This is a genomic window from Azospirillum sp. P4_B5 (genome assembly GCF_056402275.1).
On record NZ_JBFUHT010000032.1, the window covers coordinates 42,865 to 54,489 of the forward strand.

An 11,625-nucleotide genomic window follows, 5' to 3' on the forward strand; every position below is an offset into this window, starting at 1 on the left:
CTCCTCCGCCGAGGGGACGCCTGACCGTTTACTGCGTCGCCCGCTGCAACTCCTTCAGCTTGGCGCGGATCGGATCGTAGGGGCCGTACTTGTGCTGTTCGGCCGGGAAGCCGTCGGCGAACGGCGGGAACGGCATGTCCACAGGCTTGCGCAGGCGGTTCGGGAAATCCTTGTCGAGGTTGGCCTTGTGGGGACGCGGTTGGCTGTTCACGAAGGCGATGACGTCGTAGGCGTCCTCGTCCGAGACGGCCGGCGCCTCGTGGGTCGTGCCCAGCGGCATGTTGCTGTGGACGAAGGCCGCCGCGGTCAGTTGGCGGTACATGCCCGCGCCGTCGTTGTAGCTGTCCGGCCCCCACAGCGGCGGGAACTGGTAGCCCTGTCCGTCGCCGACCTGCCCCTTGCGCACGCCCTGGCCGTCCTCGCCGTGGCAGGCGGCGCAGACCTCGGCGTAGACCTGCTTGCCGCGTTCAGGGTTGGCGGCGCGGGCCGGTTCCTTGATCGGCCGGGTGCCCGCCCCCTCGATCTTCGCGCCGACCGGGATGCCGGTGGACAGCCACTTCATGTAGGCGACGAACGCCTTCATCTCGGTGCCCTCCAGCGGCAGCGCCTTGCCGTTCATGCTGCGCTCCATGCAGCCGTTGACGCGCTCCTCGATGGTGCTGATCGCGTCCTCGCGGCCACGGTACTGTGGGAAGACCGCATGCACGCCGGTCCACGGCATCGAGTAGGGCTGCGTTCCGGCGTTCAGGTGGCAGCTTTGGCAGGCCAGGTTGTTCCCGGCGTACCGCTTGGCCGGGTCGGCGGCCTCCGGGCCGAGATGCCTGTGGGTCTCGGTCGTCAGTGTGTGGCCGTACTTGACGAGCTTGCCGAGGTCGTCGTCCTTCACCGTCGCAATATCCGGCGGCGTCCATTGGGTCAGGTCGATCCTTTGCGGGTCCGCCGCGTGCGGCACGGCGAGGGTGATCGTGCCGACGGCTAGGGCCGCGAGCGCGCAGGCCAGCGTGTTGATGGTCTTCATGGGGTGTCTCTTCCCTTCCTGTGAGTCTCTTCTGTCGTTTTTGCCGGATCGGGGCCGCTCGACGACACGACGAGGCGGCTGGTGAAGTTGGCCTTGGCAATCGGCGCCCGCTCGGAGGGTGCTGTCCATTCCCATGTCCGCCGCGCGCTCGCCGAAGGCGTCGACCCTGAAGCGATCCGGCAAGTGGCGCTCCTGGCGATCCCGACCCTCGGCCTGCCTTAGGCCGTCGCCGCGACGACGTGGATCGAGGATCTGGTCTCCGGGACCCGCCAGGAGATGCCGGACACCGGGGAGCCCTGACGGGCGCTCACAGAGAGTCGATGGGGATCTTGAGGTAGCGTTTGCCGTTCTCCTCGGCGGGCGGCAACCGCCCGGCGCGCACATTCACCTGCACCGAGGGCAGGATCAACTTCGGCATGTCCAGTGTCCGGTCACGGGCTGTGCGGAGCGCCACGAACTCGTCCTCGCCCACACCGTCCCGAACGTGGACGTTGCACGCCCGCTGCTCGGCGGCCGTGCTCTCCCAGGCGTACTCGTCCCGGCCCGGCGCCTTGTAGTCGTGGCCGGTGAAGAGCCGCGTCTCAGGCGGTAGGGTCAGGATGCGCCGGATCGAGCGGTACAGGGCGTGGGCGTCGCCGCCTGGGAAGTCACAGCGCGCCGTGCCGTAGTCGGGCTGGAACAGGGTGTCGCCGACGAAGGCCGCGTCGCCGATAAGGTAGGTCATGTCCGCCGGGGTGTGGCCGGGCGTGTGGATGGCCTGAGCCTCCAGGCCGCCGATCCGGAACCGCTCGCCGTCGGCGAACAGATGGTCGAATTGGCGGCCGTCGGCCACGAAACCGGGTTCCATGTTGAACAGGGTGCGGAAGACCTTCTGGACCTCGCGGATGTGCTCGCCGATGCCGATGCGGCCGCCGACCCGTTCCTTCAGGTAGGGCGCCGCCGACAGATGGTCGGCGTGGACGTGTGTCTCCAGGATCCACCCCACGGTAAGGCCGCGCTCGCGCACCAGCGCGATCATGCGGTCGGCCGAGGCGGTCGCGGTGCGGCCCGACTTCGGGTCGAAGTCGAGCACGCTGTCGACCAGAGCCGCGGCCCGGGTGGCGGGATCGACGACGACATAGCTGACGGTGTTGGTCGCCTCGTCGAAAAGCGGCATCACGTCGGGTTTCATGGAGACCTCCTGGCTGGCCTGGCGGGTCCGTTCCCAATACCGCTTGAACAGGTGGCTCGGCCTCATACATTAGTCAAGACTAAATTAATGATTTGGAAACTATGCCGGACACCCCCAACGATCCGCCGATGGACCCCGCCGAGTTGGAAGCCCGCGCCGCCGATGCCGAGGCATTCCTGCGCTCGCTCGCGAGCCGCCATCGCTTGATGATCCTGTGCTCGCTGCTTGAGGGCGAGGTGCCGGTTGGCGAGCTCGTCCGGCGCCTCGGTCTCTCCCAGTCCAACCTGTCCCAGCACCTCGCCAAGCTGCGCGAGGAAGGACTCGTCGCGACCCGCCGGGACGGCACGGTCATTTTCTACCGCATCGGCTCAGACCGGGTCCGCCCCATCCTCACCGACCTCTACCGCCTGTTCTGCGCCGCTTCTCGCCCCGAATGACGGCCCAATCCCGACCTTAGAGACCCATGGAAAACTTTACGCCTGCTTCGGCCGCGCTCGGCGGCCTCCTGATCGGTTTGTCCGCGGCCCTCCTGTGGGTTGCCAAAGGCCGGATCGCCGGGATCAGCGGCATCCTCGGCGGCCTTGGCGCGCGGCGCCCCGGCGACGTCGCCTGGCGTGCCGCCTTTCTGGTCGGCCTGATGGCGGCGCCGCTGCTCTACGGCGCGGCGGGCGGTGCGCTGCCGCATTCCGCGTCGCCCGCCAGCCCCGCCACTCTGATCGTCGCCGGTCTGCTGGTCGGCTTCGGCACCCGACTGGGCAGCGGCTGCACGAGCGGTCATGGTGTCTGCGGCCTGGCCCGACTGTCGCCGCGTTCCCTGACGGCCACCGGCCTGTTTATGGCCAGCGCCGCCGCCACCGTCTTCGTCACCCGCCACCTGATCGGAGTTTGACCGCCATGCCCGCCCTGCTCGTCGCCCTCGCGTCAGGCCTGCTGTTCGGCCTCGGCCTGACGGTGTCCTCCATGATCGACCCGGCCAAGGTGCTGGACTTCCTCGACGTGGCGGGCTCCTGGGACCCGAGCCTCGCCTTCGTGATGGCCGCCGCCATCCCGGTCGCGGCGGTCGGCTTCGCCCTTGCGCGCCGACGCGGGACGCCCTTGATCGACACGGCGCTCCGTGGCCCGACCGCAACGGCCGTCGACCGCCGACTCGCGACCGGCGCTGTCCTGTTCGGCGTCGGCTGGGGGCTGGTCGGCTACTGCCCCGGCCCGGCGCTCGCCGCGTTCGGCCTTAGTGTTCCTGGGGCGGGGCTGTTCGTCGCCGCCATGCTCGCCGGGATCGGCGCCCATGACCTGATGCGGTCCATCCGCGTGCGTCGCGCTGCGACAGTGTGACCTTCTCCGACCTGGAACGCTCAGATGCCCGAACTCCTCACGATCCTGTCCGGCTCGCTGGTCGGCTTCTCCCTCGGGCTGATCGGAGGCGGCGGGTCGATCCTGGCCGTGCCGCTGCTGCTTTACGTCGTGGGCGTGCCGGACCCCCACGTCGCCATCGGCACCAGCGCCCTGGCGGTCGCGGCGAACGCCTTCGCCAACCTGGCCCAGCACGCACGGGCCGGGACGGTGAAGTGGCCCTGCGCGGCGACCTTCGCCGCGTCCGGGGTGATCGGGGCGCTGGTCGGCTCGACGCTCGGCAAGGCGGTCAACGGCGAGAGCCTGCTGTTCCTGTTCGCGCTGGTGATGGTCGCGGTCGGCGCCTCCATGCTGAGGAAGCGCGGGAGCGAGGGCGACCCCGGGGTGCGCATCAACAAGTCCATTGCGGTGCGCCTGGTCGGCATCGGCTTCCTGACCGGCGCGATTTCGGGCTTCTTCGGGATCGGCGGCGGCTTCCTGATCGTCCCGGGCCTTCTGCTCGGCAGCGGCATGGCCGTGCTCAACGCCATCGGGTCGTCGCTGTTCTCGGTGGGCGCCTTCGGCCTGACCACGGCGGCCAACTACGCGCTCTCGGGACTTGTCGACTGGACGGTTGCGGCGCTGTTCATCGCCGGTGGCGTGGTCGGCGGGTTCGCGGGCATGAAGGCCGCGGTGGGGCTGTCCACGCGCAAGGGCGCGCTGACCAAGGTCTTCGCGGCCGTGCTGTTCGCCGTCGCCGCCTACATGCTGTACCGCAACGCCGGTGTCCTCGGCCTATTCTGATCCGATCCAACATGGGCCTAAGAAGGCTTTTGAGTGCGGCCTTCCCTACATCCCAAAGCCCCTGGATGTGGCGAACTCGAAAGCCACAACGAGTTCCTGGCCATGCGCCAGGGCATCCTGACGTTCAACGCCGAGCACCGCGACCTGCTCTCCAACGACCTCGGCGCCGTCGGCGGCCTGCTGTTCGACGTCGGTTCGGGCCGGTATGCCGCGCGGCCGCGCGAGGACGACGCGGCCGCCCGGGCCGCCTGGGAGGCCGACTTGGCCAAGGTCCGCGAGGAAAGCGACAAGGCGACGAAGGCGGCCGCCGCCCAGCGCGAGGGCGACCGCACGCACACCGAAATCCAGGGCTGGCTGCGCGACCTCGGCAGGGCGTTGGACTACGACGTCTGGATCGCGTCGAACGACCGTGGGCGGCCTTACAACGGCGGCAAGCTCGGCGCGGGCTGCCTTGAGCGCCTGCCGGAGGCGATCGAGAAGGCGCCGGGCGCCGACGCCGTCCGATTGATCGACGTGCTGTGGCTCGACCGCGGCAAGGCGCACGTCGCCGCCGCCTTCGAAGTCGAGCACTCCACCTCGATCTACTCGGGCATTGTCCGCATGCTCGACCTCGCGCTCGGCGGCGACGCGCACGCACTGGAGTGCCTGTTCCTGGTGGCGCCGAACGGCCGCGAGGAGGAGGTCCGCACCCAGCTGGCCCGGCCCGCCTTCTCGCGCGTGGCCGACCTCAAGGTCCGCTACCTGCCATACGGGGAACTGGAGTCGCACCGGGAGTCCATCGCCCGGTTCGGAAGCGGCATGAAGGCCATCCACGCCATCTTGCGCACGCTCGTCTGAGCGGCGCTGGCGGGACACGCGCCACGGCGGCTTGTTGAAGAGGCAGGGCCCCCGAGGGTGCCCCTGCCGGACCATTTCGTCCCCGAGAACGATGGCTTCCGCAGTAGGCGGATATGGCTTACCCGTTCCACGAATCCGCGACCGTCGAGGTGGCCATGGCGCCAGAGCAGCTTTTCGAACGCCTGGACGATCACACGCGGCTCGCCGCGCACATGGAGAAGCCTTCCATGATGACGCTGGGCGGGCGCATGACCTACGCCTTCGACGAGGACAAGGGGCGTGCTGTCGGATCGGTCATCCGCATGAGCGGCCGTTTCCTCGACATCTCCCTGGGCGTCGACGAGGTTGTCACCGAACGCGATCCGCCGCGGCGCAAGGTGTGGGAGACCATGGGGCGCCCCCGGCTTCTGGTCATCGGTCCGTACCGCATGGGCTTCGAGATTGAACCCAAGGGGGACGGTTCGGCGCTGCGCGTGTTCATCGACTTCTCTCGCCCCGCATCGCCTGACGGACGCATCCTTGGCATCCTGTTCGCCAGGACCTACGCCCGCTGGTGCGTGAGGCGCATGGCGGCCGATGCGGCGGACCTTGGTCGGATCAACCGGCCAACCAATCTGTGAGAGGTCGAGGAACAGCGGTTGGACGGTCGACGCGACTGGTCCGGACCCGACCCTACGCCGCGCGCACTTCGGGCACCGGTTTGGCTGCTTTCCCCTTGTGCGCGGCCCAAATCGCGTCGATCCCGTGGTCCTCGACCGCTTTCTTCATCTTTGTCAGGGCGTGGTCCGAGTAGGACGGGAACTTCATGCTGCCGTGCTGGAAAACGTGGCAGCACTGGGCATCGCCGTCGATCCCGCACCATTGCCGGACCGCGTTGGCCTTCGGCGGCGTCAGCCCGCTCTTCGCCGCCAAGTCCGTGGCGCTCATGTGGAATCGCTTGCGAAGGTCGACCTCGCGGACGGCCCCGGCCTCTGCCGGATCGTCGCTCGCGATCAGCCTCACCGGCGCTCCGACCTTCTTCTCGATTTTGATCTTGACGGTCGGCCCGGCGCCGGTCGCGGTTGCCCTCAGGGCCATGAGGCGGGGGAAGACGTCGGCAACGGACTTTCCGCCCTTGACCGCCTTCACCACGCGCTCGATGTCCCGTTCGGAGATCTCGACGTCGTCAGAGACATGGGACTCCATCGCAAGCATGGCCCTGACGCCCCCCGCGCTTCATCCTGGGCGCGGCGCCCGGGGGCCGGGAGTTCTGCAACCAGCTTATGCTCACGGTCGATCAGGAAGTCGAAGTCCCCCGCAGGCATCGTGGAGACTGGCAGGACACGGGTCGGCAGGTGCGACGACAGGTCGTCGTCGAGCGACCGCTTTAGGACGGAGCCGAAGGCGGTCACCAGTGCGCGGGTATGCAGGTAAAGGATGTCCTCCGAGACGTAGACGAACCAGTGCTGGGCCGCGTCCCGCATGGCGTCCACCGCCTTGAAGATGCCCGCCTCGTCCTCGGTGACTCCGCAGTGCATCTTCGCCAAGTTGACACACTTTTCGAAGCCCAAGGAGAACTGTTTCTCCCGGTCGAAGACCTGCACCCTTTTCTGCACGAGGGCCGCCTTCAAAAGCATCTCGGACGCATGCTGAAGGTGGAGGAGGACCGTGGTGACGCGGCCGTCCTCACCGAAGGAGTTGAACCCCGTCATGGCAGTTCGAAGCGAGGCGATTGCCTTCAGCTTCAATGTCCTCGCGTCGCGAACCAGCTTCAAGGCACCCTCCTGGGAGTGGACGATGGCGGAATGCCATCCTGGATGCCTTTATACTGTTGCCCAGTCGTTATCCGCGGTCGCGGGTGCTGTAATACCCGGCGCTGTTCCGACGTCCATCAAACGGCCCGCGCTCTCGCGTGCCGCAAAACGGGAGGGGAAGCATGTTGAGGAACATCGCCTTGGCCACCATCTTCGCCGTCGCCCTCACCGGCCCGGCGCTCGCCAACAGTTGCCCCAGGCACATGGCCGCCATCGACCAGGCGCTCGCGGCCAATCCGAAGCTGGACGCCGCGAAGTTGGCCGAGGTCAAAAAGCTCCGCGCCGACGGCGAGGCGCTCCACAAGCAGGGGAAGCATGCCGAGTCGGAGGCAACGCTCGCCCAGGCCGAGAACCTCCTCGGCATCAAGAAGTGACATCGGGCGCCACGGGGGCTGAGCAATGCCCTCACCCCCGCGGCGGCGTGCGCAACGGCTCAGCCCCTACGCGCCTTGCGGCCGACGGCGAACAGCATCCCGGCGAGCACCAGAAACACGATGGCGCCGCCGCCCCAGACCCGGACGTAGCCGGGCATCCCGAGGCTGGGTACGAAGGCGTAGACGGCGGCCAACCCCGCCCACACCGTGACGATGGCCAGGGTCAGCCAGAGTTCGTCGTTCTTCATGGCTTTTCTCCTGCGCTCAGTGCCCATGCCCGCCGCCGATCGCGATGATCGGCAGGGATTGGATCAGCTGGAACGCGACGATGGTGAAGACGTACATGGCGGCGACCAGCGCGGCGACCGACACCGGCCCGGTCCACGCGGGCGCGACGCCGACGCCGCGCGCCCCGGCCTGCCAATCGACCACGGGAGCCCGTTCAGCCGTCGCGCGCCGCGACAGCAGCGTGCGCACGACGCCGTAGACGGTGACCGAGATGGCCACGGCGAAGACCGTGGCGCCGACGCCGACCAGGGCCATCAGCACCGGCCACGCCGCGGGGGCCATGCCGCCGTAGCTCACGTCGAACACCCGGCGCGGCACGCCCATGAACCCGGCCGTGATGCCCGCGGCGCCGAAGATGACCAGACCGATCGTCACCAGCAGGGGCATGCGCCTCAGCACCGCCGGGCGCCACAGCGTGCCGCCGCCGAGTGCCGGGAGCATGACCATCATGGCGGCCAGGAACGTCTGGGTCAGCACACCGACCGCGAAGAAGTGGAAGTAGCCGGGCACGAAGAAGGTGTCCGACAGCATCGGTGCCAGTTCGCCCTGGATCAGGACGAAAGCGAAGGTGATGCCGATCATCATGTTCGCCACCGCCCAGCCCATGTTCGTCATGGCCGGGTTGTTCCATGGCAGCGCGCGCATCCAGCCGAAGAAGCCGGTTGCGCCACGCGCCCGGGCGCTGGCCTCCAGCGAGGAGACGATGATGGCGAAGGCCGCCAGCGTCGGGACCGAGACGAACAGCGACAGCAGCGAGCCGACCACCCGCACGCCTTCGGACAGGTTCGGCTCCAGGAACATGTGGTAGAGGCTGGTCGGCGGCACGAAGACCAGATACGCCGCGAAGACGACCTTCGACATCCTGGCGCCGTGGATGGACTTCACGCCGGTCAGGTGCTCGGTCAGCACGTACCACACCAGCACCGTCGCCATCAGCGGCAGGTAGTGCAGGTTGTGGAACAGGATGTGCCACTCGGTGCCGTAGTCGGCCGGGAACGGCCCGGCGCCCAGCGACCACAGCACGCCCGGCAGGAAGGCGTTCGTCGCCGCGATGGCGCTGACCACTAGGAACCCCGCCCAGGCGAACAGCGCGAAGCCGATGGAGGTGAATGCGTCCGCCTCGCCACGCAGCCGGGGCTGGAGCACCGTCGCGATGCCGCTCACGGCCGAGGCGACCAGGCCGCCGGAGAGCAGCAGGTAGCCCAGCGCGAAGAACCCGACCGAGCGCGGATCGTCCGCGGCGAGTTCCGGGCTGCCGTCGTAGAGCAGCGGCGTGCCGGTGTAGGAGATCCATTCGCTGACACCGAAGCCCGCCAGCATCAGCGCGGCACCCAGCCAGGCGAACGGGCGCAACGCCAGCCCGCGTCCGTTCTCGGCAGCGGCGAGCACAAGCAGGAGGGCCGCTTGGATCAGGTACAGCCAGTAGAAGAACACCGACACGCCGTGCAGGGTGAGCAGGCGGTAGGCGTCGTCGGGGAAGAAGGTCAGCGCACCGGCACGGGCCAGTGCGGTCGCAAAGCCTCCGATCAAGCCCAGCACCAGCGCCAGCTGGGCGGCACCGAACAGCAGCTTGAGGAGCGCCTTGTCGGGCGTCGGCAGGGCTTTGATGCGCGCCGCCAGGGTGGGCTTGGAGCCGACCGGGGCGACGTTCGTTGAGATGGTATCCATGGTGGGGCCTCCCCGGGTCACGCGACGACGATGCGGCCCTGCATGGCGTCGTGCGCCTGGCCGCAGTAGACGGTGCAGTACACGAGGTACTCGCCCGGCTTAGTGAAGGTGATCGTCTGCTCGGTGACCGTGCCCGGGCGGAGACGGATAATCCGGCTAGCGGCTCCCAGCTGGATCGACGCTCCGTGGGTTATGTCGTCCGCCATCATGCGGAACCGGTACGCCTGCCCGGCCTTCAGCCACAACATGTCCGGGCTGTAGGAGAATTTCTGGGCCATCAGGTAGACGTCCACCGGCTCGCCTCCGGCGTCATGGCCGTGGTCATGTCCCTCGGCGGCGTGGCTGTGCGTGTCCTCGCTGACGTGCGGGTTCACGCTGCCGTCCTTCTGCGTGTACCGCTGGATGAAGTAGTCGTGTTCGAAACGGAACTCCTCGGGCGCCATGCCCGCAGAAGCCCCGTGACCACTGTGGCCACCGGCCTCGGCGGGTGCTTCGGCGGCACCATGGCCGCCATGACCACCACCGTGAGTGTCGGGTTCGGGGGCAGCGGCCGCCTTGCCGCCGAAGGGGAGCGGTGCGGCCCCGTATGCCGCCCAGGCGCCGTACAGGGAGACGGCGCCGAAGCCCAGTCCGGCGATGAAGCCGCGACGGGTCGTGAAATGCCTCTCAGACATCGTGAGAGTCCTCTGGTCGCGTGGTCGGAATCGCTCGCGAACGCCGCCGGTCGGGCGGCGCGTGGCCGGGCATCCGACGCAGACGGCGTCAGGGCGCTCGGCCGGTCAGAGGACAGTTTTCGGAGGGGGCGTGTCCGGCGCGATGTCCCGGGCGTTGGGGGCGTAGTCGGGCCGCGGGTGCCAGAACGTGTCCACCATCGTCACCGCGACGGCGACGACATGGTCCGCCGGGGCTTCGGCCGCCGGGCAACACGGAGCCACGACCACGAGGGCGGCCTTGTGGGAGTCGCCATGCGACGGGGTCGAAGGCGATGGCGTGTGGTGGGAACTGTGGTCGATCGGGCCGCCATGGGCCTCCACATGCGCCATGGCTCCGCCCGCCGCGCCCACCAGGAGCGCGAAGGCGAACGCCAGAACGGCGAAGATGTGGCCCAACCGCGTCATGTCTGCCATCGTCACCAATGACCCGGGACTTCCCAGGCCATGCCAACCGTAACCCGTATCGTAGGTCCGGGAATTGATCGGCATCAACCCGGCGCCCGTGTCACGGTCCGGTAGTGGAAACGCCGTGGGTGAAACGTCACCGGGCGGTGGTGCCTTGCGCCTGCGGCAGGACGGCGCCGGTGACCGGACAGGAGACGTGTTCGACTTTGTCCTTGACCTTCCAGCGGCTGGAAGGCGCAGGGTTCTTCCTGTGGCATCTCCGACCCGGTCGAAGGTGCGGGGGACATTCCGACGCACTCCTTCTCCGACGCTTGGTGGGGATCGTTGCCGAAGCCATCTGTTGTTGCAGGGGCCAGGGAACGGTCGTAGGTTTCCATAAGGGTGCGGTGGGCACTGGGGTGCCGCACGGCTCCCACAAGATGAGGCAAACGCCATGTGGCGTGCGACGCGGTCGTCGGTGAGGAGGGTGGTGGTGAGCCTGCTGATGCTGGCCACGCTGCTCGTCTATGCCGCGCCGAGCCACGCCAACCTGGGGCCTCACCACGCGTCCCAGACTCCTCACGAGCACGTTCTGGTCGACGCCCATGGCGATACCATCGCGACCGTCCCGGACCACGAGCACGAGGAAGCTCCGTGTGGGGACCTTGGTCTGCTCGACGAAGGGGCCTGCTGCAGCGTCGCTCAGTGCGTCACCATGCACGGAGGCCTCCCCGTTGCGATGGTCGAGGCGTTCACCCCGCGCCTGAACACGTCCCAGCATCTGCCTGCCCTGGCCACGCCGGACGGCATCGGCATCGACCCGGCTATCCGCCCCCCGCTCTGACCATCTGACGCCACGAGTCCGCCCGCGCCCGACCTGAGCCTCGGCTCGGCGAAGGAGGCCGGTTTCGGCCCTCGTGCGCTTGGCTTTTGCGTCCCCGGCGCTCCCGCGTGGAGTCCGTCCGGGATGGCTCGAACCCGATGTTCAGATGGAGGACGCCATGTCGTCTCTCACCCGCAAGATGCTCCCGGCACTCGCGCTGACCGCCATGATGTCGGTCGCCCAGGCCCAGACCACCACAGACCAGGACCACGACGCCCATCATCCGGACGGGGCCGCTGCCACGACGCAGGCCCAGCCCGCTCCGGCCCCCACCCCGCCTCCCACGCAGCCGACCCCGGGCGCGAAGCCCGGCGCGCCCGGCAACGCGCCGATGATGGGTCAGGGCATGGGCAGCGGCATCAT

The 11,625-nt window shown here is 68.5% G+C and carries 16 protein-coding genes and 2 pseudogenes; 10 read left to right on the forward strand and 8 right to left on the reverse strand.

What is annotated here, in order from left to right; genetic code table 11:
* Positions 1–28: 28 nt before the first annotated feature.
* On the reverse strand, positions 29–1,018 hold the full coding sequence (locus tag AC1DVI_RS22185; RefSeq protein WP_476959817.1) for a c-type cytochrome: 990 nt from the start codon (positions 1,016–1,018) through the stop codon (positions 29–31).
* Positions 1,019–1,069: 51 nt separating this feature from the next.
* On the opposite strand from AC1DVI_RS22185, the pseudogene AC1DVI_RS22190 reads away from it, so the two are divergent.
* Positions 1,070–1,240 (forward strand): annotated as a pseudogene (locus tag AC1DVI_RS22190) (carboxymuconolactone decarboxylase family protein); the annotation flags it as partial.
* Positions 1,241–1,325: 85 nt separating this feature from the next.
* On the opposite strand, the gene AC1DVI_RS22195 reads toward AC1DVI_RS22190, so the two are convergent.
* Positions 1,326–2,189: an MBL fold metallo-hydrolase gene (locus AC1DVI_RS22195; RefSeq protein ID WP_476959818.1), complete on the reverse strand. Its 864-nt coding sequence runs from the start codon at positions 2,187–2,189 to the stop codon at positions 1,326–1,328.
* A 101-nt stretch (positions 2,190–2,290) separates the two neighbouring features.
* Here AC1DVI_RS22195 and AC1DVI_RS22200 point away from each other — a divergent pair, with 101 nt between their 5' ends.
* The 6 genes from AC1DVI_RS22200 (at position 2,291) to AC1DVI_RS22225 (ending at position 5,779) form a co-directional block, all read left to right on the forward strand.
* Entirely contained in the window at positions 2,291–2,626 is a 336-nt protein-coding gene (locus tag AC1DVI_RS22200; protein ID WP_476959819.1) for an ArsR/SmtB family transcription factor, read from the forward strand.
* A gap of 26 nt (positions 2,627–2,652) precedes the next feature.
* Positions 2,653–3,078 carry a YeeE/YedE family protein gene (locus AC1DVI_RS22205; RefSeq protein ID WP_476959820.1) on the forward strand — a complete coding sequence of 142 codons (426 nt, stop codon included), beginning with the start codon at positions 2,653–2,655 and terminating at the stop codon, positions 3,076–3,078.
* A gap of 5 nt (positions 3,079–3,083) precedes the next feature.
* Positions 3,084–3,521 carry a DUF6691 family protein gene (locus tag AC1DVI_RS22210; RefSeq protein ID WP_476959821.1) on the forward strand — a complete coding sequence of 146 codons (438 nt, stop codon included), beginning with the start codon at positions 3,084–3,086 and terminating at the stop codon, positions 3,519–3,521.
* A 24-nt stretch (positions 3,522–3,545) separates the two neighbouring features.
* Entirely contained in the window at positions 3,546–4,322 is a 777-nt protein-coding gene (locus tag AC1DVI_RS22215; RefSeq protein WP_476959822.1) for a sulfite exporter TauE/SafE family protein, read from the forward strand.
* 33 nt (positions 4,323–4,355) lie between these two features.
* On the forward strand, positions 4,356–5,159 hold the full coding sequence (locus AC1DVI_RS22220; RefSeq protein ID WP_476959823.1) for a hypothetical protein: 804 nt from the start codon (positions 4,356–4,358) through the stop codon (positions 5,157–5,159).
* A 113-nt stretch (positions 5,160–5,272) separates the two neighbouring features.
* Positions 5,273–5,779 carry an SRPBCC family protein gene (locus AC1DVI_RS22225; RefSeq protein WP_109070247.1) on the forward strand — a complete coding sequence of 169 codons (507 nt, stop codon included), beginning with the start codon at positions 5,273–5,275 and terminating at the stop codon, positions 5,777–5,779.
* A 52-nt stretch (positions 5,780–5,831) separates the two neighbouring features.
* Here the strand turns inward: AC1DVI_RS22225 and AC1DVI_RS22230 are convergent, their stop codons facing one another.
* Both AC1DVI_RS22230 and AC1DVI_RS22235 read right to left on the reverse strand, forming a co-directional pair.
* Positions 5,832–6,353 (reverse strand): hypothetical protein, encoded by a 522-nt coding sequence (locus AC1DVI_RS22230; protein ID WP_476959824.1) that lies wholly within the window; start codon positions 6,351–6,353, stop codon positions 5,832–5,834.
* Positions 6,284–6,913 carry a hypothetical protein gene (locus tag AC1DVI_RS22235; RefSeq protein ID WP_476959825.1) on the reverse strand — a complete coding sequence of 210 codons (630 nt, stop codon included), beginning with the start codon at positions 6,911–6,913 and terminating at the stop codon, positions 6,284–6,286. Before AC1DVI_RS22235 ends, AC1DVI_RS22230 begins: the two co-directional genes overlap by 70 nt.
* A gap of 161 nt (positions 6,914–7,074) precedes the next feature.
* Here AC1DVI_RS22235 and AC1DVI_RS22240 point away from each other — a divergent pair, with 161 nt between their 5' ends.
* Complete coding sequence (locus AC1DVI_RS22240) at positions 7,075–7,326, forward strand: hypothetical protein (protein WP_109070248.1); 252 nt, start codon at positions 7,075–7,077, stop codon at positions 7,324–7,326.
* Positions 7,327–7,385: 59 nt separating this feature from the next.
* On the opposite strand, the gene AC1DVI_RS22245 is transcribed toward AC1DVI_RS22240, so the two are convergent.
* The 4 genes from AC1DVI_RS22245 to AC1DVI_RS22260 all read right to left on the reverse strand — a co-directional run bounded on the left by AC1DVI_RS22245 (position 7,386) and on the right by AC1DVI_RS22260 (position 10,400).
* Positions 7,386–7,574 carry a hypothetical protein gene (locus tag AC1DVI_RS22245; RefSeq protein WP_109070249.1) on the reverse strand — a complete coding sequence of 63 codons (189 nt, stop codon included), beginning with the start codon at positions 7,572–7,574 and terminating at the stop codon, positions 7,386–7,388.
* A 16-nt stretch (positions 7,575–7,590) separates the two neighbouring features.
* Positions 7,591–9,282, reverse strand: a complete 1,692-nt coding sequence (locus AC1DVI_RS22250; RefSeq protein ID WP_476959826.1) for a cbb3-type cytochrome c oxidase subunit I — start codon at positions 9,280–9,282, stop codon at positions 7,591–7,593.
* 17 nt (positions 9,283–9,299) lie between these two features.
* Positions 9,300–9,956 (reverse strand): cupredoxin domain-containing protein, encoded by a 657-nt coding sequence (locus AC1DVI_RS22255; RefSeq protein ID WP_476959827.1) that lies wholly within the window; start codon positions 9,954–9,956, stop codon positions 9,300–9,302.
* Positions 9,957–10,061: 105 nt separating this feature from the next.
* Positions 10,062–10,400 (reverse strand): hypothetical protein, encoded by a 339-nt coding sequence (locus AC1DVI_RS22260; RefSeq protein WP_476959828.1) that lies wholly within the window; start codon positions 10,398–10,400, stop codon positions 10,062–10,064.
* Between the two features lie 472 nt (positions 10,401–10,872).
* Here AC1DVI_RS22260 and AC1DVI_RS22265 point away from each other — a divergent pair, with 472 nt between their 5' ends.
* Positions 10,873–11,223 (forward strand): hypothetical protein, encoded by a 351-nt coding sequence (locus tag AC1DVI_RS22265; protein WP_476959829.1) that lies wholly within the window; start codon positions 10,873–10,875, stop codon positions 11,221–11,223.
* A 157-nt stretch (positions 11,224–11,380) separates the two neighbouring features.
* Positions 11,381–11,625: pseudogene (locus AC1DVI_RS22270) on the forward strand (hypothetical protein); the annotation flags it as partial.